The sequence below is a fragment of the Pseudophaeobacter arcticus DSM 23566 genome, from assembly GCF_000473205.1.
Lineage (GTDB): Bacteria > Pseudomonadota > Alphaproteobacteria > Rhodobacterales > Rhodobacteraceae > Pseudophaeobacter > Pseudophaeobacter arcticus.
This window is the reverse complement of sequence record NZ_KI421507.1, coordinates 1,514,444-1,537,472: the sequence shown is the minus strand read 5'-3', so window position 1 is coordinate 1,537,472 and position 23,029 is coordinate 1,514,444. Positions and strand designations below refer to the sequence as shown.

At 59.3% G+C, this 23,029-nt stretch carries 18 protein-coding genes; 10 read left to right on the top strand and 8 right to left on the bottom strand.

What is annotated here, in order from left to right:
* Positions 1 to 157 precede the first annotated feature (157 nt).
* The gene (locus ARCT_RS0111340) at positions 158 to 781 is read right to left on the bottom strand and encodes a helix-turn-helix domain-containing protein (RefSeq protein ID WP_027240182.1); all 624 of its coding nucleotides are present in this window, start codon (positions 779 to 781) and stop codon (positions 158 to 160) included.
* A gap of 64 nt (positions 782 to 845) precedes the next feature.
* Here ARCT_RS0111340 and ARCT_RS0111335 point away from each other — a divergent pair, with 64 nt between their 5' ends.
* The 5 genes from ARCT_RS0111335 to ARCT_RS0111315 all read left to right on the top strand — a co-directional run bounded on the left by ARCT_RS0111335 (position 846) and on the right by ARCT_RS0111315 (position 6,672).
* Complete coding sequence (locus ARCT_RS0111335; RefSeq protein ID WP_027240181.1) at positions 846 to 2,354, top strand: class I adenylate-forming enzyme family protein; 1,509 nt, start codon at positions 846 to 848, stop codon at positions 2,352 to 2,354.
* Positions 2,355 to 2,357: 3 nt separating this feature from the next.
* Complete coding sequence (locus tag ARCT_RS0111330; protein ID WP_036784769.1) at positions 2,358 to 3,041, top strand: DsbA family oxidoreductase; 684 nt, start codon at positions 2,358 to 2,360, stop codon at positions 3,039 to 3,041.
* Complete coding sequence (locus ARCT_RS27065) at positions 3,038 to 3,448, top strand: potassium channel family protein (RefSeq protein WP_051360682.1); 411 nt, start codon at positions 3,038 to 3,040, stop codon at positions 3,446 to 3,448. Before ARCT_RS0111330 ends, ARCT_RS27065 begins: the two co-directional genes overlap by 4 nt.
* 228 nt (positions 3,449 to 3,676) lie before the next feature.
* On the top strand, positions 3,677 to 4,897 hold the full coding sequence (locus tag ARCT_RS0111320) for a multidrug effflux MFS transporter (protein WP_027240179.1): 1,221 nt from the start codon (positions 3,677 to 3,679) through the stop codon (positions 4,895 to 4,897).
* A gap of 101 nt (positions 4,898 to 4,998) precedes the next feature.
* Complete coding sequence (locus tag ARCT_RS0111315) at positions 4,999 to 6,672, top strand: hypothetical protein (protein WP_027240178.1); 1,674 nt, start codon at positions 4,999 to 5,001, stop codon at positions 6,670 to 6,672.
* Between the two features lie 43 nt (positions 6,673 to 6,715).
* Here the strand turns inward: ARCT_RS0111315 and mfd are convergent, their stop codons facing one another.
* The gene (gene mfd, locus ARCT_RS0111310; protein WP_027240177.1) at positions 6,716 to 10,174 is read right to left on the bottom strand and encodes a transcription-repair coupling factor; all 3,459 of its coding nucleotides are present in this window, start codon (positions 10,172 to 10,174) and stop codon (positions 6,716 to 6,718) included.
* Between the two features lie 130 nt (positions 10,175 to 10,304).
* Entirely contained in the window at positions 10,305 to 10,832 is a 528-nt protein-coding gene (locus ARCT_RS0111305) for a hypothetical protein (RefSeq protein WP_027240176.1), read from the bottom strand.
* Between the two features lie 241 nt (positions 10,833 to 11,073).
* Between ARCT_RS0111305 and hemB the strand changes: the two genes are divergently transcribed.
* A complete protein-coding gene (gene hemB / locus ARCT_RS0111300; RefSeq protein ID WP_027240175.1) occupies positions 11,074 to 12,072 on the top strand; it encodes a porphobilinogen synthase in 999 nt (332 codons plus the stop codon).
* Between the two features lie 308 nt (positions 12,073 to 12,380).
* Positions 12,381 to 12,956, top strand: coding sequence for a lipid-binding SYLF domain-containing protein (locus ARCT_RS0111295; RefSeq protein WP_027240174.1), 576 nt, complete (start codon positions 12,381 to 12,383; stop codon positions 12,954 to 12,956).
* A gap of 149 nt (positions 12,957 to 13,105) precedes the next feature.
* Here ARCT_RS0111295 and ARCT_RS0111290 read toward each other — a convergent pair whose 3' ends face one another.
* Entirely contained in the window at positions 13,106 to 13,978 is an 873-nt protein-coding gene (locus ARCT_RS0111290) for an NAD(P)-dependent oxidoreductase (RefSeq protein ID WP_027240173.1), read from the bottom strand.
* Between the two features lie 115 nt (positions 13,979 to 14,093).
* Here ARCT_RS0111290 and ARCT_RS0111285 point away from each other — a divergent pair, with 115 nt between their 5' ends.
* Together ARCT_RS0111285 and ARCT_RS0111280 are read left to right on the top strand one after the other, a co-directional pair.
* Positions 14,094 to 16,571: a penicillin acylase family protein gene (locus tag ARCT_RS0111285; protein WP_027240172.1), complete on the top strand. Its 2,478-nt coding sequence runs from the start codon at positions 14,094 to 14,096 to the stop codon at positions 16,569 to 16,571.
* 6 nt (positions 16,572 to 16,577) lie between these two features.
* Positions 16,578 to 17,765: a cation:proton antiporter gene (locus ARCT_RS0111280; protein WP_027240171.1), complete on the top strand. Its 1,188-nt coding sequence runs from the start codon at positions 16,578 to 16,580 to the stop codon at positions 17,763 to 17,765.
* 89 nt (positions 17,766 to 17,854) lie between these two features.
* Here the strand turns inward: ARCT_RS0111280 and hflX are convergent, their stop codons facing one another.
* The 4 genes from hflX to trkA all read right to left on the bottom strand — a co-directional run bounded on the left by hflX (position 17,855) and on the right by trkA (position 22,412).
* Complete coding sequence (hflX, locus tag ARCT_RS0111275; protein ID WP_027240170.1) at positions 17,855 to 19,126, bottom strand: GTPase HflX; 1,272 nt, start codon at positions 19,124 to 19,126, stop codon at positions 17,855 to 17,857.
* On the bottom strand, positions 19,126 to 19,365 hold the full coding sequence (gene hfq, locus ARCT_RS0111270; protein ID WP_008204623.1) for an RNA chaperone Hfq: 240 nt from the start codon (positions 19,363 to 19,365) through the stop codon (positions 19,126 to 19,128). The genes hflX and hfq overlap by 1 nt, the downstream gene beginning before the upstream one ends.
* Positions 19,366 to 19,498: 133 nt before the next feature.
* On the bottom strand, positions 19,499 to 21,034 hold the full coding sequence (locus ARCT_RS0111265; RefSeq protein ID WP_027240169.1) for a TrkH family potassium uptake protein: 1,536 nt from the start codon (positions 21,032 to 21,034) through the stop codon (positions 19,499 to 19,501).
* Position 21,035: 1 nt separating this feature from the next.
* Positions 21,036 to 22,412: a Trk system potassium transporter TrkA gene (trkA, locus tag ARCT_RS0111260; RefSeq protein WP_027240168.1), complete on the bottom strand. Its 1,377-nt coding sequence runs from the start codon at positions 22,410 to 22,412 to the stop codon at positions 21,036 to 21,038.
* Positions 22,413 to 22,513: 101 nt separating this feature from the next.
* Between trkA and ARCT_RS0111255 the strand changes: the two genes are divergently transcribed.
* Positions 22,514 to 22,996, top strand: coding sequence for a hypothetical protein (locus ARCT_RS0111255; RefSeq protein ID WP_027240167.1), 483 nt, complete (start codon positions 22,514 to 22,516; stop codon positions 22,994 to 22,996).
* The last annotated feature ends 33 nt before the right edge of the window (positions 22,997 to 23,029 follow it).

Here is a 23,029-nt window from a genome sequence, read left to right as displayed (position 1 = left end):
AAGTCCAGCCCGAACAAAGTCCAGCCCGAACAAAATCCAGCCTGAGCAGAAACCTGATCTGACCCAGACCAGAACCGGCCAGGAGCAAATCCGCAACACTGAAAGATCCACAACACTAAATGACTGTGGGGATCTAGGTTCCGCAGAACGCAGGGCCTTAGCTGAGCGAGGTCACCCAGAGGATGGTCGCATCTTCCTGACTTTGCGACACCACATTATGCCCCATTGCCGCGTCGTAGTAGGCGCTGTCACCACGACGCATCTCAACCGGTTCATAAAACTCGGTAAACAGCGTCACCACTCCGGTCAGCACATACATGAACTCTTCGCCGTCATGGCGCACCCAGCCATCAAACTCTTCCATCGACCGCGCCCGCACCCGGGCCCGGTAGGGCAACATCTGTTTGCGGCGCAGCCCCTCGGCCAGCAGCTCATGCTCATAGGTCGCGGTGGCCTGGGCTGAGCCTTCGTTCAACTTGGTCACCGTCATCCGACCATTGACCTGATCCCGTTGCGGCGGCGTGAACAGCTGTGGCACCGAGATCTGCAACCCAACCGCAAGCTTTTTCAGGGCTTCATAGGTCGGCGACATCTGGCCGTTTTCGATTTTAGACAGGGTCGAGCGCGCCAGACCGGCCTGATTGGCGGCGTGCTCCAATGTCCAGTCGCGCGCCTTGCGCAACTCGCGCACACGGGCACCCAGGTCCAGGGGCTCTGCTTCGCGTTCATCGCCATTGGCGCGGGCAATGGTAATCAAAGATTTTGGGTCGTTTCCTGTCATAGGGCTTCTATATGCCGCCCGGTGGGTGCTTGCAACGCAGACCTTGTCACGCTAGCCAATGGAAATGTTATCCTTGTTTGATCAAGGCGCCTTTGCGCCCTGCCCCGCCCCCTTCAATCTGGCAGCCTTTGTGCTCCGCCATGCTGTTGACCTGGCCGATAAACCAGGTCTGGAAGTTGTCGGCCCCAACGACTCGCAGATCTGGAGCTATGCCCAGTTGGAAGCCGCAGTGCGCGGCACCGGCACCGGGCTGCTGCAGGCGGGGTTCACGCCTGGCCAGATCGTGCTGATGCGTCTGGGAAATACGGTTGATTTCCCCATTGCCTATCTTGGCGCAATTGCCGCCGGTTTGGTGCCCGTGCCGACCTCCTCGCAGCTCACCGAGGAGGAGACGGCAAAGATGATTGCCGATCTGCAGCCCGCAGCCGTGCTGCGTGACCCGCAGGTCGCCTGCGCGCCCCATGACAAACAGATCCTGCTGGCAGAGCTGCAGGCGATGCATGCGCTCCCTCCCTGCGCCTATGACATGGGAGACCCAAACCGGATGGCCTATGCGGTCTATACCTCAGGCACCAGCGGCAAGGCGCGCGCCGTGGCCCATGCCCACCGCGCAATCTGGGCCCGCCAGATGATGGTGACGGGCTGGTATGATCTTAAACCCACTGACCGGCTGCTGCATGCCGGGGCCTTCAACTGGACCTTTACCCTGGGCACGGGCCTGATGGACCCCTGGGCCATTGGCGCCACCGCATTGATCCCGCACCCCGGCACAGACCCTGGTGATCTGCCAGGCCTGTTGCGCCAACATAAGGCAACAATTTTCGCCGCGGCTCCAGGTGTTTATCGTAAGATCCTGAAGGGCGAAACTGCCATGGAGCTTCCGGATTTGCGTCATGGATTGTGCGCCGGAGAGAAGCTCTCGTCACATCTGCACGGCGCCTGGAACAGCACCACCGGCACCGAGCTATATGAGGCCTACGGCATGTCCGAATGCTCCACCTTCATCTCCTCCAGCCCGGCCCATCCGGCGCGGGGCGACGCGCTGGGGCGGCCGCAACAGGGGCGCAGGATCGCCATCCTGGGGGCCGAGGGCCCGGTGCCCCAAGGCCAGGAGGGCACGATTGCCATTGCCGACAGCGATCCTGGATTGATGCTGGGATACCTGAATGCCCCGGAAGAGACCGCAGCACGGATACAGGACGGCTGGTTCCTGACCGGCGATCAAGGCGCCATGGCCGTTGACGGTCAGGTGAGCTATCTTGGCCGCGTGGACGACATGATGAATGCCGGAGGCTTTCGGGTCTCCCCGATTGAGGTGGAAACCCAGCTTTCTGCCCATCCCGGCATTACCCAAGTGGGGGTTGCCACGGTTGAAGTCAAAACCGACAGCCATATCATTGTCGCCTTCTACACCGGTCCAACCAAATTGGATGTGCCAGAGCTAGAGGCTTTTGCAGCCGCCCATCTGGCCCGCTATAAACAGCCGCGTGCCTATGTGCATCTCGACATGCTGCCCAGCGGCGCCAACGGCAAATTGCTGCGCCGCGCCCTGCCCGCCTATTTCAAAGGATAGCCCATGACCGCTGATCTGACCGCCGCCCTGCCCACCGTCAAGCTCGACATCATTTCCGACCCGATCTGCCCCTGGTGCTATATCGGCAAGACGCATCTGGACAAAGCACTGGCCGAAATCCCCGATCATCCCTTTGTGATTGAATGGCACCCCTTTCAGCTGAACCCCGATATGCCCTCCGAGGGCATGGGGCGCCGGGAATATCTGGAAGGCAAATTTGGCGGCAAAGAGGCCGCAGTCCGGGCCTATGCACCGGTGGTGGAACACGCCGAAAAAGCAGGCCTGCGCATTGATTTTGAAGGCATGCAGCGCACGCCCAACACTATTGACGCCCACCGTCTGATCCACTGGGCCGGGATCGAAGGCAAACAGGCCGCCATGGTTGATGCCCTGTTTGACGCCTATTTTGCCCAGGCCCGTGATATTGGCGATAGGGATGTGCTGGCCGAAATCGCCGCAAATGTGGGCATGGAAGCCGATGTCGTGCGTCAGCTTCTGTCTGGATCCAATGATATCGACGACATCCGCAACCGCGACGCCCATTCACGCAAGATGGGGGTGTCTTCGGTTCCAACCTTCATCATTGCCAATCAACATGCGGTTCCAGGCGCCCAGCAGCCCGAAATGTGGAAACAGATTATCACGGACATTATGCAGCAACTTCAATCCACTGAGGGGGAAGCATGAGCCAACTCAGGCGCATGACAATCTTTGTTTCGCTGCTGTCTATCATTTCCGGCAGCACGGTGTTTTTTCGCATTGTCGAAGGCTGGAGCTGGTTGGATGCCTATTTCTTTACCATCGTGACCATCTCGACCGTTGGCTATGGCAGCCTGGTGCCGGTCACCACGGCAGGCAAGCTGGCCACGACCTTTTTGATTTTTGGCGGCTTGGGCGTTTTTGCTCTGGCCATCCATGAATTTGCCAAGATCCAACTGCTCAAACGGCAAGAGCACAACGAATGGCTTTTTGCCCGCCTCGGGCGCAACGATGAGGGCGAGGAAGAGCAGGTCGCCAATATGGATGATCAACCCCATAGCCTGAGCCAGGACAGGCTCCCCGCCAGTCCACAGAAGCCGGATTCTGGCGAATAGCCAAAGCAGTGCCGCCTCGGCTGACTATTTGGTAAACGCCTTCCAGCCCCCTCCTGTCTCGCCTCTGGCTGCCACTTGCGTCTTCAGGTAGTTCACAAGACAACAATGCACAGAAGTCTGTGCATTATTGAACCATGGCCTCTCGGTTCTGACCATGATAGCCGAACACCGTTGAGGCCCGGTCAGGATTCAATTTCAGGATCCCCGAAGTCTCTTATGAGGATCCCAATGACGACTAGACCCGCCCAAGCCATGTCAAAGGCCGAGTTCATTTCTCTGGTTGCTATGATGATGGCGACGATTGCCTTTTCCATCGATGCCATGCTGCCGGCCCTGCCGGAAATTGGCGCTCAACTGAGCCCCAATGACGTAAACCAGGCGCAGTTGATCCTGACCTCATTTGTCCTGGGTATGGGCATTGGCACCTTTTTTACCGGCCCCCTGTCTGATGCCTTTGGGCGCAAGCCGGTCATCATCGCCGGCGCGCTGGTTTACGTGCTCTCTGCAGGTGTGGCCTGGGCCTCCTCCTCGCTGGAGCTGGTTCTTTTTGCGCGGGTGACCATGGGGCTGGGCGCCGCCGGCCCACGGGTTGTTGCCCTGGCCATTGTGCGCGACCTCTATTCCGGGCGCGAGATGGCGCGTATGATGTCCATTGCCATGATGATCTTTACCCTGGTTCCCGCAGTTGCGCCGATGCTGGGTCAGTTTGTTATCCTGATCGCGGGCTGGCGCGGCATTTTTGCTGCATTTGCGCTGTTTGCGATCATCATCTCGGTCTGGACCATGCTGCGCCTGCCCGAGCCACTGGCGGTTGAAAACCGGCGCCCCTTTCGGATTCCGCTGATGTTGGCGGCGGTCAAGGAGATGGTCCAGCATCCAACAGTGCGCCTGTCCATCTTGGTGCAAACCCTCTGCCTGGCCATCCTCTTCACCATGATCACCATGGTTCAGCAGATCTATGACATCATTTTTGATCGTGCCGACAGTTTCCCCTTCTGGTTCAGCCTGGTGGCGCTGATGTCGGGCAGTGCCAGCCTGCTGAATGCCGCCGTTGTCGTGCGCATCGGCATGCGTCGCATTGTGACCTGGTCCCTGGCGGGGCAAATTGTCCTCTCGGCCATCATGTTCAGCCTCGCAAACGTCCCGCTCCCCGGCGCAGTGGCCTTTGGGCTATTTGTGGCCTGGCAGACCAGCGTCTTCTTTATGGCCGGCACCACAATGGGCAATCTCAATGCAATGGCGATGGAACCTATGGGCCATATCGCCGGCATGGCCGCTTCGGTCATTGGTGCGATTTCTACGGTCTGTGGAGCCATCATCGCGGCGCCTATCGGGCTGTTGTTTAACGGCACGCTCTTCCCCGTCACGCTGGGAATTCTGGTGATGTCCGGCCTTGGTTACCTGATCATGCTGCACATAGCACGGGTTGAGGCGCGCTATGTGCTCTAGCCACTGAACGGCATCACTGGCCCACATCACTGTCTTGTCGAAGGGCGGCGAAACTCCTAACCTCCCCAGATGTTTGGGCCAGATATCTGGAGAGGTTTTTCATGGAATATCCGTATGATCTGGGCAGCTATTCTAGCCCAATCACCACCACATCCCCACAGGCGCAGCTGTGGTTTGATCGCGGATTGATCTGGACCTATGGCTACAACCATCAAGAGGCCGTCGCCTGTTTCAGACAGGCGCTTACTCATGATCCCAACTGCGCCATGGCCCATTGGGGGCTCGCCTATGCCGCTGGCCCCAATTACAACATGCCCTGGGCGCTGCATGACCAGCCCGGTCGCGCCGAAGCCCTGGCCATCGCCTATGATGCCAGCCAGGCGGCCCTGCAGCATACAGCAGGCTGCACCCAAGCCGAAACCCTGCTGATCACGGCCCTGCAGGCCCGCTATCCACAGCGCGCACTGGCAGAAGACATGCATGCCTGGGATTTTGACTTTGCCGATGCCATGCGCGCGGCCTTTGCCAGCTGTGACAGCCATCTCGACCTGCGCACTGTTTACGCCGAGAGCCTGCTCAACCTCACGCCCTGGAAAATGTGGGATCTAAAATCCGGTTCCCCGGCCAAGGGCGCCGCCACGCTAGAGGCGCAACAGGTGCTTGAATCCGCCATGGAAACCGCCCCCGGAGCAATGTCACATCCGGGGCTTTTACACATCTATGTCCATCTGATGGAGATGTCGCCCAGCCCGGAAAAGGCTCTCAAGGCTGCGGATGTATTGCGCCGTCTGGTGCCAGATGCCGGCCATTTGGTGCATATGCCCACCCATATCGATGTGCTTTGCGGCAACTATCATGACGTGGTGCTGTGGAACGAAGAAGCGATCAAGGCGGATCTGAAATATTACGCCCGCGAAGGCGCCTATAATATCTACACAGGCTACCGCCAGCACGACTATCACTTTGTCATCTATGGTGCTCTTTTCCTTGGACAAATGGAACCCGCTCTGCGGGCCAATGCCGGTTTGTGGCAGACCACCCCCGAAGAGATGCTCCGTATTGAAAGCCCGCCCATGGCGGATTATTTTGAATCCTATATGGCGATGCATCCCCATATCCTGATCCGCTTTGGCCGCTGGCAGGACTGCATTGCCCTAGAGCTGCCGCAAGACCCAGAGCTGTATTGCACCCTGACGGCCACAACCCATTACGCCCGTGCCATCGGCTATGCGGCCACCGGCCGGGTGGCAGAGGCCGAAGCAGAAGAGCAGCACTTTCTTGCGGCCAAGGCGCGGGTGCCGGAAAGCCGCCTGATGCACAATAATCGGGTGGTGGATCTGCTAGAAATTGCCCGCGAAATGCTGCGCGGCGAGATTGAATACCGCAAAGAAAACTACGCCACGGCCTATGACCACCTGCGCCGCTCGGTCGCTCTGGACGACACTCTGCCCTATGATGAGCCCTGGGGCTGGATGCAGCCGACGCGTCACGCGCTGGGGGCGCTCTTGCTGGAACAGGGCCACGTGGCGGAGGCCGAAGCGGTCTACCGCGCGGATCTCGGGCTTGACGACACCCTGTCGCGCGCCTCCGTTCATCCAGATAATGTCTGGAGTCTCAAGGGCCTATACGATTGTCTGCAAGCGCGTGGCGAGACGGTTGAGATCCATCACATCAAACAAAAGCTCGACCTTGCCCAGGCGCGCTCGGATGGCGTCTTTGCCTCCTGCGGCTGCGCCCAGGTGGCTATGCAGCCCTCAAGCTGCTGCAGCGCCTAAAAGAAAATGACACCCGGTTAAGGTGACGAGGTGTCATCAAGGACTACTTGGCCTTTGCCTTTTTCCGCTCGGCAACCAGCCGTTCGGCCAGATCGCGAGCGATGGCAAAGGCGCCTTTGATCTTGTCGCTGTCTTTCTTCCAGTCGCGACGTACCACGATCTTGTTGTCCTTGACCTTGGCCAGACCGTTCTGCCCCTGAATGAAATCAACCAGCCCCTGCGGCGAGGCAAATTTGTCATTGTGGAACTGAATGGTCGCCCCTTTGGGACCAGCGTCCAGTTTGGAAATCCCGGCGCGTTTGCACATTGCCTTGATGCGAACAACGAGCATCAAGGTATTGACTTCTTTTGGCAATGTGCCAAATCGGTCAATCAATTCGGCAGCAAAACCTTCCAGCTCCACCTTGGTGGTCAGCGACGAAAGACGGCGATACAGCCCAAGGCGCACATCAAGGTCCGGCACATAGGCCTCTGGGATCAGCACCGGCACGCCCAGGTTAATCTGTGGCGCCCATTGCTCGTCCCCGTCGCTCAGGCCCTCCAGCTCACCGGAACGGATCTTGGCAATCGCCTCCTCCAGCATCGACTGGTACAGCTCGTATCCCACGTCGCGCATCTGGCCGGATTGTTCCTCTCCCAGCAGATTGCCAGCGCCGCGAATATCAAGATCCTGGCTGGCAAGGGTAAAGCCCGCCCCCAGGGTATCAAGCGAGCCCAGCACCCGCAGGCGCTTTTCTGCGGCGGGCGTCAGGCGCTGGCGCGGTTTGGTGGTGAGATAGGCATAGGCGCGGATTTTGGAGCGGCCGACACGTCCGCGGATCTGGTAGAGCTGCGACAGGCCGAACATATCCGCTCGGTGCACCACCATGGTATTGGCGGTTGGAATGTCGAGACCACTTTCAACAATTGTTGTCGCCAGCAGCACGTCATATTTGCCGTCGTAAAAGGCATTCATCCGGTCATCCAGCTCACCCGGGGCCATTTGCCCATGGGCCACCATATAGCTGAGTTCCGGCAATTGCTCTTTCAGGAAAGCCTCGATCTCGGGCAGGTCCGAGATGCGGGGCACCACGTAAAAGCTTTGGCCACCACGATAATGCTCACGCAGCAGCGCCTCGCGCAATGTAACGGCGTCAAATTCGCTGACATAGGTGCGGATCGCCAGGCGATCCACTGGCGGCGTGCCGATGATCGACAGATCGCGCACCCCGGTGAGGCTGAGCTGCAGGGTGCGCGGGATGGGCGTCGCCGTCAGGGTCAGCACATGAATGTCAGACCGCAGCTGTTTCAGCCGTTCTTTATGTCCGACGCCAAAATGCTGTTCCTCGTCGATGATCAACAGGCCAAGGTTGTTAAAACGGATGTTTTTGGCCAGCAAGGCATGGGTGCCGATGACGATATCAACCGTGCCCTTGGCCATGCCTTCGCGCGTCTTGGCGGCGTCTTTTGCCGTAACAAAGCGCGACAACTGCCTGACCTCCAAGGGAAATCCCCGAAAACGCTCAACAAAGGATGCCGCGTGCTGCCGCGCCAACAGGGTTGTTGGGGCGATCACGGCCACCTGCACCCCGGACATTGCCGCCACAAAGGCGGCCCGCATTGCCACTTCGGTTTTGCCAAAGCCCACATCGCCACAGATCAACCGGTCCATCGGCTGGCCCGAGGTCAAATCCGCCATCACATCCTCAATCGCGCGCAGTTGATCGTCGGTTTCCTGATAGGGGAAGCGGGCCGAGAATTCCTCCCAGGCATGCGGCGGCGGATCCATTGTCGGGGCCCGGCGCAGGGCCCGTTCGGCAGCAATCCGAATAAGTTTATCCGCCATCTCGCGGATGCGTTCCTTGAGCCTGGCCTTTTTCGCTTGCCACGCCCCCCCGCCAAGGCGATCCAGAAAGGCCTCGTCGTGACCGTATTTGGACAGCAGTTCGATATTCTCGACCGGCAGGTAAAGCTTGGATTCCTCGGCATATTCCAGCAGCAGGCATTCATGGGCGGCACCGGCGGCGCGGACCACCTCCATGCCCTGATAGCGGCCAATGCCGTGGTCCACATGCACCACCAGATCGCCCGGACTAAGCGACTGTGTTTCGGTCAGGAAATTCTCTGCCTTGCGGCGTTTCTTGGGGGCCCGGATCAGCCGGTCTCCCAGCACATCCTGCTCTGAGATTACCGTCATCTTGTCAGACTGGAATCCGTGCTCCAGCGCCCAAACCGCCAGATGAAGCCCGGATTTTCCAATCCTTGTGCCATCCATCACCGGAATGATCTCGGCAAGACCTTCGTCCTCGATCAGCCCGGTCAGCCGTTCACGCGCGCCCTCGGAATAGGAGGCAACAACCACTGGCCCCTCCTGCAGGCGCGCCTTAATGTGATCGGCCAAGGCACCAAAAAGACTGACGTTTTCCTGCTGTCGCTCAGGCGAGAAGTTGCGACCGATACGCCCGCCAGCATCCACCACGCCTGGCCCCGACGCCTGCGCCAGGGGATGCAGCTGAATGCGCCGCAGTGGCGCCACGGCTTCCTCCCAGGCGGCATCATCCAGATAGAGCAGCCCCGGCGGGGTTGGCTTGTAGACTGTATCCATGCGCCCCTTCTGGCTCATGGCGATCTTGCGGGTCTCGTACTGGTCTTCGATGCTGTCCCAGCGCGCCAGACGTGCCGGGGTGACCTGATCGTCGACCGTGATCGTGGCCTTTGGTGGCAGATAGTCAAACAGCGTTTCCAGTTTTTCATGAAAGAACGGCAACCAATGCTCAATGCCCTGATGCTTGCGCCCGGCACTTACCGCCTCGTAGAGCGGATCATCGGTGCCGGCAGCGCCAAACTCGATCCGGTAATTCTGCCGGAACCGGGTGATGGCAGCCTCGTCCAGGATCACTTCGGAAACCGGAGCCAGTTCGATCAGATCCAGGGTTTGGGTGGTGCGTTGGCTGGCCGGGTCAAACCGGCGGATACCGTCCAGCACATCGCCAAAGAAATCCAGCCGCACCGGACCACTGTCACCTGGGGGGAATATGTCAATGATGCCGCCGCGAATGGCATAGTCCCCCGGCTCCATCACTGTGGGGCTTTGCACAAAGCCCATGCGCACCAGGAATTCCCGCAGGGATTTTTCATCCACCCGCTGGTCCACCCGCGCCGAAAAGGCCGCATCGCGCAGGATGGCGCGCGCTGGCACCCGCTGGCTGGCAGCATTCAGGGTGGTCAACAGGATGAACTGTTTTGGCATCTGATGCACCAGCGCCGCCAGACAGGCCATGCGCGTCGCCGCCACATCCGCATTGGGCGAGACCCGATCATAGGGCAGACAGTCCCAACCGGGGAAGATGATCACCGGCATCTGTGGCGCAAAAAACGCAAGCGCGGCCCGCATGGCCTCCATCCGCTTGTCATCGCGGGCGATATGCAAAACCGGTTGGCCGGATTTGGCCAGCTCATCCAGGATCAGCCGGGCATCAAACCCTTCGGGGGCGCCGCCCATGGTAATCGCTCGTTGCGCCATATCGCGCCTCTCCTCTCAAACTTCTGCTCCCGGAGGTCACTCTGGGGTCGGTGCTTTTGGCGGACAGTTTTGGACGCTGTCAGACAGGGCGTCCAGTTTCAATCACGCCACACAGGCAAGTGATCCGCGCCTAACCGCCTAAAGGACCAATATGCAAGTTCTGAAACATCCCCCAAAGGCAGGTCAAAAAGATGCAGACCATGCCCAAAAGCTGAATCAAAAGCCGACATGTGGTCATGGCTTTGTAGAGATCTTCGCCCTGCGCCGCAGTTTTGAGGATCTTCTGCGCCGTCATCAGGTTGATCAAAACAACCAGCGACATCGGAAACACCAGCAAAAAGACCGCCTGAGCAATTTCGACACTCAGACCAAAGCCCAGCGTCGCCAAAACGGACAGGACAAAACAGGCCAGCCCAAGCAACCAGACACCGGCGGATTGCACCACAAACATCATCCGGTTCACGTTGATGCGCACCAAATCGTCCAGGTCCTGTGCCTGTTGTCCACCGTATTTGCGGGCCCGATGTACCATGTCAAAAGGCGCGCCCAGGATGCGATGGCTGAGAGTCGACCACATAACTGCCAGGGCAATCCAATACCAAAGATTGGAAAAAGACCGCAGATCAATCATCTCGGACAGGGTTTCAAACAAACTCAAAACGTCAATGCCTCTTATCACGCAGGATCACGCTGCCGACGCAACTGGCTCTTTTGCGAACAAAAGGCAATATCCGGCGGGTGCGAACCGGCCCTATATCCTCTGTCACATTGGGTTAAACAAGCCCCCCACGCGCGGCCAGGCCCGCAGGTAGAGAAAAGCGCGGCGATTGTGCCACTTGCCTTGGGCCGGGCTTCCATGCGACCCAAAGGCAACCTGCAACAAAACAGATGAGTTCCAGATGAAGCCGACCGTCGCTCCCTTTCCCGCCAGCCGCTTGCGCCGTACCCGAATGAGCCCCGCGATCCGTGGCCTGGTGCGTGAAAACACCCTGACCACAGATGATCTGATCTGGCCGGTGTTTGTGCGCGATGGCGAAGGTATTGAGGAGCCGGTGAGCTCGATGCCGGGGGTGCTGCGCCGCTCGGTTGACAAGATAGCCGAGGCCGCAGTGGAGGCACAGGCGCTGGGCATTCCGGCGATCTGCCTGTTTCCCTACACCGATGCGGCACTCAAAACCGAGGACTGCGCCGAAGCCTGGAGCCCGGACAATCTGTGTAACCGCGCCATCCGCGCAATCAAATCCGTGGCGCCGGACATGGCGGTGATGACCGATGTGGCGCTGGACCCCTATAATATCAACGGCCATGACGGCTATGTGGTTGAGGGCGAGATCCTCAATGATGAAACCGTTGAGGCCCTGGTCAAGATGAGCCTGGCCCAGGCCGAGGCCGGGGCCGATATCATTGGACCCTCGGATATGATGGATGGCCGCATTGGGGCCATCCGCCAGGCGCTTGAAAAAGCCGGGCATCGCAATGTCTCGATCCTGTCCTATTCAGCAAAATACGCCTCGGGCTACTACGGTCCCTTCCGGGATGCGGTTGGCGCCTCGGGGGCGTTGCAGGGCGATAAAAAGACCTACCAGATGGATCCCGGCAACTCGGATGAGGCCATGCGCCTGATCGAACGCGACCTGCAGGAAGGCGCGGATATGGTGATGGTGAAGCCGGGGATTGCCTATCTGGACATCTGCTACCGGGTGAAATCCACCTTTGGCACACCAACCTTTGCCTATCAGGTCTCTGGTGAATACGCGATGATCCAGGCCGCCGCACTAAATGGCTGGATCGACGGTGAAAAGGTCATGCTTGAAAGCCTGATGGCCTTCAAGCGTGCTGGATGTGACGGAATTCTTAGCTATTTCGCACCACAAACCGCCCGGATTCTTAACGGTTAGGGGCCGCGGGTCCCCAACCAGCCTGCCAACCGGCCCGTTCTTCGGCGCGTTCCAACCTGTTTCACCGGCCTGTTTCATTGGCCTGTTGCATCGCCCTGATCACCATAAGATGAGTGCAAAACAGCAATATGCCGCCCATTGGCTGCAATTGCTGTTGGCCAAGTGATGACAGACGGCCAGAATACGCCTATACATTGAAGCAGAGCCGGAGAACCGGCCTATTGCAACGACACCCGCTCGGGCCAGCTGGCTGAGGATCTCTCACCCTCATTGGGCCGTTTTGAGCAGCAGGACAGGCAACTGGATATATGAGCAGCAAATCTTTTGACCGCATGTCACGTCGCGGATTCACCCTAAGCCTTCTGGCCGGAGCAGGCGTCACCGCAGCCTGCGGCAATGGCATTGGCAGCAACAATGGGGCCACCATTGATGCCCGCGTCGATTCAACTCTGAATCAGATGTATAATCTCTATCCCAACACCCGGACCCTGGCAGAAAAATCCACCGGTATGCTTGTCATGCCGCTGGTGACCGAGGCCGGGTTTATTGTTGGCGGGGCCTATGGCCGCGGTGCCCTTCTGATCAATGGCGCCACCGTGGACTATTATTCGACCGTAAAAGGCAACGCCGGGCTGCAAATTGGCGCCCAGCAATATGCCCACGTTCTGTTCTTCATGACCCAGGACGCACTCAGCAGTTTCCGCCGGTCCTCTGGCTGGGCCGCGGGCGCGGATCTTGAATATGTTGTACGGGACGACGGCAATTCCATCACTGCAGATACAAACACGCTGACCTCACCGGTTCTTGCGGCTGTCTTTGGTCAGGCCGGGCTGCGCATTGGCGCGACGCTGGAAGGCACAAAATACACCCGTATTATCCCCTAGGCGCCAATCCCGCCCCTTCCGGGCAGCCGATACGCCAAGGCAGAAATACAAGAGGCCGTGCAAATCATCTTGCACGGCCTCTTTTGGTATTCAGGTCTTGCCTACGTCCCTGTGCCACCCGTTGGGGCCCACTTTGGCCTGCGCAGGGATTAGTCCAAGGCCCGCAGACGTTTGAGCAAAGACGATGTATCCCAACGGCCACCGCCGAGTTTTTGCACCTCTTTGTAAAATTGATCCACCAGGGCCGTGACCGGCAGGCTGGCTCCGGTTTCATTCGCCGCGTCCAGACAGATCCCCAGATCCTTGCGCATCCAATCCACCGCAAAGCCATGTTCGAACTGGTCATCCAACATGGTTTCATAGCGGTTTGCCATCTGCCAGCTGCCGGCGGCGCCCTGGCTGATCACCTCGACCACGGATCGGCCGTCCAGACCGGCTTTTTCTGCAAAATGAAGCGCTTCGCTCAACCCTTGAACCAGGCCGGCAATGGCAATCTGGTTGCACATCTTGGTCATTTGGCCTGCGCCGCTGTCGCCGATACGGCGGCAAATGCGGGCATAGGCCTGGATCACCGGCTCTGCCTGTTCAAAGGCCTCGACATCACCGCCACACATCACCGACAAAACGCCGTTCTCCGCGCCCGCCTGCCCACCAGAGATCGGTGCATCCACAAACGAAATGCCGCTTTTGCCTGCCTCAGCATATAGCCCACGCGTGACCTTGGCCGACACCGTTGTGTGATCGACAAACACACTTCCCTTCGCCATTCCGGCAAAGGCCCCATCCGGACCCAGACAGACCGCCCGCAGATCATCATCATTGCCAACGCAGGACAGCACAAATTCCGCCCCCTCGGCGGCGGCGCGGGGCGTAGCCGCAAAGCTGCCCTCATGGGCCTGCGCCCAGGTCTCGGCCTTGGCGGTTGTGCGGTTGTAAACGCAAACCTCATGGCCTGCGGATTTCAGATGGCCAGCCATCGGGTAGCCCATAACCCCCAACCCCAAAAATGCGATTTTTGCCATTTGCTTTTCCCCTGTTCTGAACTGGCTTATGTTGGCGACAACATACCACCGGTCCGGCAGGGTGCAATTGCACACAGGGCGGCTAAACCATAAAATAATAGGAAACAGGCACTTGATGGCACGTCTTTTTCGCTGGCTCTTGCGGCTGGCTGCGACACTGATTCTGCTGACCCTGATTGCCAGCGGCCTGGCCTATTACCTCGCGGCCCAGTCTTTGCCCGAATACGACAAAGAGATCTCTCTTCCTGGTCTTTCGGCGCCGGTGGAAATTATCCGCGACAACGCCAATGTTCCGCATATTTTTGGCAGCTTTGGTGCCAGTGACGAAGACGTCTATTTTGGCCTCGGCTATGCCCATGCCCAGGACCGGTTATGGCAGATGGCAGTGCTGCGGCGCACGGCCCAGGGGCGGCTTTCCGAAGTCTTTGGCAGACGCACCATTGACAGTGATCTGCTTGTGCGCCGCCTTGATCTTTACGGGCTGTCCCAGCAGTCAGTCTCGGCCCAGTCAGAAGAGACACTGCGATCGCTCAAAGCCTATTCTGCCGGGGTGAATGCGCGCATTCTGGAAATCAACGAAGACGCCCTGGGACGTGGTGCCCCCGAGATGTTCCTGTTCAACATGCCGATGGCCCCCTGGCAGCCAGCCGATAGCATCGCAGTGATGAAACTCATGGCGCTGCGGTCATCGAACCACCTACAGGATGAGGTTTTGCGGGCGCGGACCTCGCTGGCGCTTGCCGATCCTGCACGTCTGCAGGATATTCTGCCGGACGCCCCCGGCAAGGGCATCACCACCCTGCCCGAATATGCCAGTCTTTTCCCAGATCTGCCCCGCTATGCCAGCACCGAGCCGCTGCCCCCCAGGGACAGCCTGTTTCCAGTATCGGCCCGCGGTTTTGGCGGCGCCTCCAACGCCTGGGCTGCCGCCCCCAATCGCTCGGCTGCGGGCGGCAGCCTTTTGGCCAATGACCCACATCTGGCGCTTTCGGCACCGGGCAGCTGGTATTTGGCCCGCATGGAGCTGGCAACCGGCGGTGTCATCGGCGGTACTATTCCCGGCATTCCAGCCATCCTGACCGGACGTTCAGAGCAGCTGGGCTGGGGGATTACCGCGTCTTTTCTGGATGATCAGGATCTGTTCATCGAAAGGCTGAACCCGGACAACCCAGAGGAATACCTCACGCCGCAGGGCTATCAGAGGTTTACCGGGCGCCCCTCGATTATCAAAATCAAGGATGAGCCGCCAGTGACATTGACCCTGCGCTGGAGCGAAAACGGCCCCATTCTGCCCGGATCCCTGTTTGGGCTTGCCGCCATTACCCCGCCAGGGCATGTGGTCAGCCTGGGCTGGACAGCGCTTGACCCGCAGGACACATCGCTCACGGCGGCGATAGAGCTGATGCGCAGCACAAATGTCGCCGAGGCCATTATTGCCGGGGAAGGCTTCATTGCCCCCTCGCAGAATCTGGTTCTGGCAGATCGCCAGACCATCGCCCAAAAAACCGTCGGCGCCTTTCCGGCCCGCGACGCCCGACATCACAGCAAGGGCCGCCTGCCCAGCCAGGGCTGGCAGCGGGTGAACCGCTGGCTGGGGCGCGCGCCCTATGCCGCCAATCCTGAATTCATCAGCCCGCGCGGCGGAATACTGGGCAATACCAACAACAAAATCCTGGAACGCCCGTTCCCCAGCCATGTATCCTATACCTGGGGCGATACCCAGAGGATCAACCGTTGGCGCCGTCTGATGCAGAGCCGCGAAGTGCACACCCGCGACAGCTTCATGGAGGCCCAGCTCGATACGGTGTCTTACACTGCGCGCTCCCTGCTGCCGCTGATTGGAGCCGACCTGTGGTTCACCGGCAGCGCCGCAGAGGATGGCAGCCGGGACAAGCAGCGCCAGACCGCGCTGTCACTGCTGTCCGAATGGAACGGCGAGATGAATGAACATCTGCCTGAACCCCTGATCTATGCCGCCTGGCTACGGGCGCTTCAGTCCCGCCTGATCACCGATGATCTGGGACCGCTGGCAAGTGAATTCACCCAGGTGGACCCTTTGTTTATCGAACGTGTCTACCGGGATGTAGACGGGGCCAGCAGCTGGTGTGACGTGCGCCAAAGCGCGCCGCTGGAAACATGCACCGATATGGCCCGCCTGGCGCTGGATGATGCCCTGATTTGGATCGAAGAGCGCTATGGTCCAGCCCTGGAATCCCTGCGCTGGGGGGATGCGCATCAGGCCACCCAGGACCACGCGACCCTGGGCAAAGTTCCGGTCTTGCGGTTCTTTGTGAATATCCGCCAGTCGACCAGCGGCGGTGATAATACCCTGCAACGAGGGCTGACCTCGGGCCGCGGTCCCAACCCGTTTCAGAATATTCACGCTGCGGGCTATCGTGGCGTATATGATTTTGCTGACCCGGACAGCTCCTTGTTCATTCTGGCAACCGGACAATCAGGGCATTTCCTGTCCCGCAACTATGATGACATGGCCCAGCTGTGGCGACGCGGTGAATATGTGCCGATGTCGCTGGACGAAGATCTCGCCCGCGCAGCGGCAGTTGGTGTGACCACCATTAACCCTAGGAACTGACCAGCCATGCAGGACCTCGCCACCCCACTCATTGTGATGGGCCTATTGTTCTTTGTCGGTTTGGCCGCAGACCGCATAGGACGGCAGCTGCGCTTGCCGCGGGTAACGCTGTTGCTGGGGTTTGGCCTGGTGGTGGGTCAGGCTGGGTTTGACCTGTTGCCTGACGCAATTACCGATCTGTATCAGGTAGTTGCGATTGTCGCCCTCAGTGCTGTCGCGGTTTTGCTGGGCAGCTCGCTTTCGCTGGAGACCCTGCGGGGTCATGGGCGGATCGTCATTATCGTCTCGCTCTGCGTCGTGCTGGTGACCCAGGCCGTGGTGAGCCTTGGGCTATGGGGCTTTGGGTTGCCGCTGGCCCTGGCGCTGGTGCTGGGAGCCCTGGCCACGGCCACCGATCCTGCGGCCACCTACGATGTCATTGATCAATCCGGTCAGGACAGCTCCTTCACCAAAAGGCTCAAGGGCATTGTGGCCATTGACGATGCCTGGGGGCTTTTGACCTTTAGCCTGACGATGCTCGCACTGCGCCTGTTTGGGGATACCACCGGAACCAGCGAGGGGTCATCCCCGCTGGTCGTCGCCGCCTATGAACTCGGTGGCTCGATCGCTTTGGGCGTTGCCATCGGCTGGCCAGGTGCCTTCCTGATTGGTCGGTTTTCCGACGGTGAACCGCTCAGGATCGAAGCGCTGGGCCTGATTTTCCTCACTGCCGGTCTGTCGCTGATGCTGGACCTGTCCTATCTGATTGCGGGCATGACCGTCGGCGCCGTTATCGTCAATCACACCCGCCACAACAGCCGCGCCTTTGCCGAGGTCCGCAGCTTTGAATGGCCCTTTCTGATTGTTTTCTTTGTGTTAGCCGGCGCCACATTAGACGCCAAGGCCCTGGTGCTGGCGGGCGGCGCGGGCTTTGTCTATGCGCTGCTTCGCATTCTGGGGCGGACTATTGGCGGCTGGATCGGTGGCGCGGCGGCGCGGGCCCCGAAACAGGAACAACGCTACTACGGCGCCGCAATGCTGCCCCAGGCGGGTGTTGCCATCGGTATGGCACTGGCCGCCTCAGAGCAACTGCCCGCCTATGGCGATCAGATCACCGCTCTGGCCATTGGCACAACCGCCGGCTTTGAACTGATTGGCCCCGTCGTCACCGCCTATGTGCTGTCCCGGCAAGGCAAAGCAGCCAAGCCCGACTGAGCCGCTCAAATGCAAACGAGCGCCCAAATGCAATCGAGCGCAGGGAGGCTTCCCCCGCGCTCGACCTGTTGCCCCATCTGACGCGCCGTTTACAGCGCGTTGAACTGGGCTTTTTGTTTATCCGTCCAGCGCACCGTCAGGGCAAAGCCCTCCTCGCCCTGTTCTTCACTGATCACCACGTCCTGTCGAAACAGCCAAGCACGCTGTTTGCCCTGGGCAAAGGAGAGCGTAAACTCCTCAACGTGGCGCACGCCTTCCAATTTAAGAGCGACATCCTCCAGAAGTGCCTCGATACCCTCCCCGGTGAGGGCGGATATCGCATGGATCCCCTCTTCGCGCGCAGCCCGCTGGCGGCGCGCCTCGGCCACGTCATCGGGCAATTGGTCCAGCTTGTTCCAGACCTCGATCTGGGCGCGGTTTTCATCGACCCCAAGCGTCGCCAGAATAGCCGCGACATCATTGGCCTGGTTCTGGCTGTCTTCATGGCTGATATCACGCACATGCAGGATCACATCCGCCGCCAGCACTTCCTCCAGCGTCGCCCGGAAGGCCGCCACCAGTTCGGTGGGCAGATCCGAGATGAAGCCAACGGTATCCGAGAGAATGATCTCGGGCCCATCCGGCATCTCAACCCGGCGCATGGTTGGGTCCAGCGTGGCAAAGAGCATGTCCTTGGCCATGACATCAGCCCCGGTCAAACGATTGAACAGGGTGGATTTACCAGCATTGGTATAGCCGACCAGTGCCACAATCGGGAACGGGATCTTTGCCCTGGCTGCGCGGTGCAGAGTACGGGTTTTGACCACCTTTGCCAATTGACGGCGCAGATTGACCAACTGGTCATCAATTGCACGCCTGTCCGCCTCGATCTGGGTTTCGCCGGGTCCGCCGACAAATCCCAAGCCGCCACGCTGACGCTCCAGGTGGGTCCAGGCCCGTACCAGACGGGTGCGCTGATAGCTCAGCGCCGCCATCTCGACCTGCAAGACACCCTCGCGGGTTCGAGCGCGATCCGAGAAGATTTCTAGGATCAGCCCGGTGCGATCAAGGATTTTGACCGACCAGGCCTTTTCCAGGTTGCGTTGCTGCACCGGCGAAACCGGCCCATCAATCAGAACCAGATCAATCTCGCTCGCGTGCAACAGCGTTTTTAGCTCTTCGATTTTCCCCGAGCCAAACAGCATCCCCGCATGGGCCTTTGGCAGGCGCACAACGGTAGAGCCAATGACGTCAAGATCAGGCAGCGCCTCGGCCAAGGCAACACCTTCCGCCAAAGCGGGTTCAGCAGGGCGGCGCCCCTGATCAGATTTAATGTCCGGATGTAACACCCAGGCGCGGGTGCGGATCCTGTCGTGCTCCATCAAGAGGCGTCTTCACCCTCGTAAAGGCTGATCGGCTGCGCCGGCATGATAGTGGAGATCGCATGTTTATAGACCAGTTGGGACTGGCCATCACGACGCAACAGCACACAGAAATTATCAAACCAGGTGATGACACCCTGCAGTTTGACCCCGTTAATCAGGAAAATTGTCACTGGAACCTTGGTTTTGCGAACGTGATTGAGGAATGCATCCTGCAAATTCTGTCTGTCCGAAGCCATATTAATATCTCTCGCCTTTGTTCTTGCGGCACGCTGCGGACCAGCGTCCCATATTACTTACGACTATGGACGCAGATTTTGACAGTTTCCAGCCGAAAAACACCCAACACACACAGAGGTTTGCCACGATTGCCTAGCTGCGCCAGAAATTTGGAGACAAAAGCGCGATAATCGCCAATGTCTCAAGCCGCCCCAGCACCATGGCAAAGCAGAGGATCAGTTTTGCCGCAGGTGCCAGGCTGGTCAGCACAATAGGCGCATTGCCGGCAATTTCGGTCAGTGGCCCGGTGGTTGACAGCGCTGCAATGGCCAGGATCAGGGAATGTTCAAAATCGCTCCCGACGGCCGACAGCGCAATCGAGATCAGCGCCAGAGACAGGGCAAACAGCATAAAAAATATCCAAGCAACAAAGGCGCCATTCCTTTGTATCCGCTTATTGCCACTGCCCTCTCCGCTGACCGATGAAGGATGGACCAGACGCTCCATTTCGCGCATGCCATTCAGGTAAAGCGCATAGACACGCAGCAGTTTCACACCGCCGGCTGTGGTCGCCACGCCGCCGCCAATCACCGAAAGCCCCAGCAGGATCATGCCTGGGGTTTGCAGCCCGGACCATTCCCGCGTGGTTTGCCAATCGGCGCTTTCAAAACCGGTGGTCGACAAAAAGGACATGACGGTAAAAAGCCCGCCCCAAAAGGATCTGAGCGCCTGAACCGGCTCGCTATGGGCACCAACCTCGAAGGTTCTGAACCAATGCCACAGGATCAGCAAAAGCGGCATCCCAACAATAATCAGCAACCCGGTTCTGAATTCGGGGTCCTTGTCCAATCGACCAGAACCAACCGTGACGGTGTCATCAGAAAAGGTCAGGCGGGAGAGGGCAAAGAACATAAAAAGGAACATTACCATTTCGCCACCAATGCCACTGGCAGCATTTTCAACACCGCCGACGGCGGAAATACCGGAGGTGGCCAGGATCGACATCGCATGCCCCATCCCAACCAGAGGCGTCTCGCCGGTGATCATCAGCAAAATCCACAGCACGGTCGTAAGCCCGGCATAGACCGGACCAAGCGTCAGGGCGATCTCGATCAGGCGTCTTTTGGGATCGACATCCTGGATCTGCGAGTGCGCCGCGCTCCCACCGCCGGGTTCACCGCGGGCTGTCACCTCAAAGCCGCCCAGCGACAAGGGCGCCAGAACCGCAGAGGCCGAGATCCACATCAGCAACCCGCCCAGCCAGGCCACCATGGCGCGCCACAGATGGACACTGGGGGGCAGCCTGCCGGGATCTGCGTAGATATCAGCCCCGGTGGTGGTCACCGCGCTGACCATGTCAAAATAGGCGTTCAGGAAACTGGTGTTGCGCAGCGATTCCTGCACCGGAACCGCCAGAAACAGCGGTAAAATAACAAACGTCGCGAGCAGTGACAGCAGCTGCCCCGGCATGCCATAGCGCGGCACCCGGTTGCCCAGCGACAGCCCCGCCAGGGTGACCAGAAACAGCCCCAAAATACCGGTGTAGAAAAACGCCCGCGAGGTCTGGTGGTCATTCAGCGCCAGCGCATGGGCCGCCGGAACCCACATGGCCAGCGAGGCCACGCTCCAGATCAACAAAAACAGCGGCAGTCGCAGGATCCGGTTGGGTGTCTTGTTGCGGCGCCCCATCCTAGAAGTAGTCGATGGAGACCTGCATCAGACGCTCCACTTCGGGCACGTCATCCGCCATGGCAAAAAGTGCGATCACATCGCCGGTCTCGATCTTCAGCCCGCCAGTTGGGCGCAGCACCTTGCCGTTTTTACGCACGGCGCATACCAATACCCCCTCGGGGAAATCAATATCCCGGATTGCCTTACCGGCCATGGGAGAGGTGCCCATTACCTCAGCCTCGATGACTTCGGCCTCGGCATCGCCAATGCTATAGACCTGACGCACCCGGCCATAACGAATATGGCGCAGGATCGAGCTCACCGTGGTGGCGCGCGGGTTGATGAAAGCGTCAATGCCCAGGGGTTTCAACAGGGGCAACAGCGTTGGGTCGTTGATCAGAGCAATCACAAAGGGACAGCCCTCGGCCTTGGCCCGTACCGCGGCCAGCATATTGGTCTTGTCGTCATCGGTGACGGCCAGCATGGCATCAGCGCGGTCAATGCCCGCCTCGATCATCAGTGAGCGGTCCAAACCATCGCCGTTCAGCACGATGGTCCGCTCCAGCGCCTCGGCTGCATGTTCTGCACATTTGCGGCTTTTCTCGATCATCTTGGCGCGAATGCGACTGGTGCCACTTTCCAGTGCCTTGGCCACCTCCAGGCCGACATTGCCGCCGCCAACAATCACCACCCGGTCCTGGCGTTTCTCAACCTTGCCAAAGATTTCGATGGTACGGTCAACATCTTCGGCATGGGCAAACACATAGCAGCTATCGCCGACAAACAACTGATCGCCCGGATCCGGAGCAAACAGCGTCCCGTCGCGACGCACACCAACAACGATGGCCCGCAGCGTCGAGAACAGATCGGTGAGCTGGCGCAGCGGTGTATTCACCACCGGGCAGTCTTCGTCGATTTGAATGCCCAGCAGCTGGGCGTCGCCCTCCATAAAGATCTCGGTATCAAAGGCGGCCGGCGCCTGAAGCCGCTGCATCGCCGCAGCCGCCACTTCGCGTTCCGGGCTGATCACCACATCAATCGGCAGATGTTCGCGGCGATACAGATCCGAATAGATCGCAGTCAGATAGCTGCGCGCCCGAAGCCGCGCAATTTTGCGCTGGATCGAAAAAACCGAATGGGCCACCTGACAGGTGACCATATTGACCTCATCGGAATGGGTGGCGGCGATAATCATATCAGCGTCACGGGCCCCGGCCCGGTCCAACACATCCGGATAAGAGGCAAACCCAGCCACCCCCTGCACATCCAGCGTATCCGTCGCCCGGCGCACCAGCTCCGGGTTATTGTCGACAACGGTGACATCGTTTTGTTCCGCAGAGAGGTGGCGCGCAATCTGCCAGCCAACCTGACCTGCACCACAGATAATAACTTTCATGCCACTGTCCCTTGGCGCCATTTCGCCAGTTTTGAATGCCAGAAGCCATCTAGAGGGTCAAATCAATTGTAACTCTTGCCCAAATACGGCACCCCGCCCCTATGTCCCGATTTCACCTGGCCACTGCATTTTCTTTTGTCGTACTAGGGCTTGCTTCCTGCGGCCCCCTGCCGGTTTATTACCGCCCCGGCAATGATCAGACGCGGACCAACAGCGATACCCTGACCTGCAAGGTCGCGGCCCTGAAAGATGCCCCCGTGGCCAATCAGATCCGCCAACGCCCACCAGTCTATTATCCGGGACGGCAGTATTGTAACGCTGGCGGTTGCTGGACCGGACCCGGCTACTGGGTGGATGGCGGCACCTATACAGTGGATGTGAACCAGGGCCTGCGCAGCCAGCTAGAGCAACGCTGCATGGCGCAAAAAGGCTACCAGCACCTGGAATTGCCACGCTGCACCAAAGAGCAAATCGCCAAGCTGCAATCCTTGCCGGGACGCAATCGACGTGACGCTGGCCTATCGCAAGAATCCTGTGCAGTCCTGCAAAGCAATGGCACCACCGTTATTTTGCCACCGCTTTAAAGAACCATCTCTTTACGGCCCTGTCGCTTTGCA

Coding starts and splice junctions, on each gene's coding strand:
- hflX (WP_027240170.1), bottom strand. CDS start 19,126: ATGGAGCACGACAGGATCCGCACCCGCGCCTGGGTGTTACATCCGGAC.
- hemB (WP_027240175.1), top strand. CDS start 11,074: ATGAAGCCGACCGTCGCTCCCTTTCCCGCCAGCCGCTTGCGCCGTACC.
- ARCT_RS0111340 (WP_027240182.1), bottom strand. CDS start 781: ATGACAGGAAACGACCCAAAATCTTTGATTACCATTGCCCGCGCCAAT.
- ARCT_RS0111320 (WP_027240179.1), top strand. CDS start 3,677: ATGACGACTAGACCCGCCCAAGCCATGTCAAAGGCCGAGTTCATTTCT.
- ARCT_RS0111335 (WP_027240181.1), top strand. CDS start 846: ATGTTATCCTTGTTTGATCAAGGCGCCTTTGCGCCCTGCCCCGCCCCC.
- mfd (WP_027240177.1), bottom strand. CDS start 10,174: ATGGCGCAACGAGCGATTACCATGGGCGGCGCCCCCGAAGGGTTTGAT.
- ARCT_RS0111285 (WP_027240172.1), top strand. CDS start 14,094: ATGGCACGTCTTTTTCGCTGGCTCTTGCGGCTGGCTGCGACACTGATT.
- ARCT_RS0111330 (WP_036784769.1), top strand. CDS start 2,358: ATGACCGCTGATCTGACCGCCGCCCTGCCCACCGTCAAGCTCGACATC.
- trkA (WP_027240168.1), bottom strand. CDS start 22,412: ATGAAAGTTATTATCTGTGGTGCAGGTCAGGTTGGCTGGCAGATTGCG.
- ARCT_RS0111295 (WP_027240174.1), top strand. CDS start 12,381: ATGAGCAGCAAATCTTTTGACCGCATGTCACGTCGCGGATTCACCCTA.
- ARCT_RS0111255 (WP_027240167.1), top strand. CDS start 22,514: ATGTCCCGATTTCACCTGGCCACTGCATTTTCTTTTGTCGTACTAGGG.
- ARCT_RS0111290 (WP_027240173.1), bottom strand. CDS start 13,978: ATGGCAAAAATCGCATTTTTGGGGTTGGGGGTTATGGGCTACCCGATG.
- ARCT_RS0111265 (WP_027240169.1), bottom strand. CDS start 21,034: ATGGGGCGCCGCAACAAGACACCCAACCGGATCCTGCGACTGCCGCTG.
- hfq (WP_008204623.1), bottom strand. CDS start 19,365: ATGGCTTCGGACAGACAGAATTTGCAGGATGCATTCCTCAATCACGTT.
- ARCT_RS0111315 (WP_027240178.1), top strand. CDS start 4,999: ATGGAATATCCGTATGATCTGGGCAGCTATTCTAGCCCAATCACCACC.
- ARCT_RS0111280 (WP_027240171.1), top strand. CDS start 16,578: ATGCAGGACCTCGCCACCCCACTCATTGTGATGGGCCTATTGTTCTTT.
- ARCT_RS27065 (WP_051360682.1), top strand. CDS start 3,038: ATGAGCCAACTCAGGCGCATGACAATCTTTGTTTCGCTGCTGTCTATC.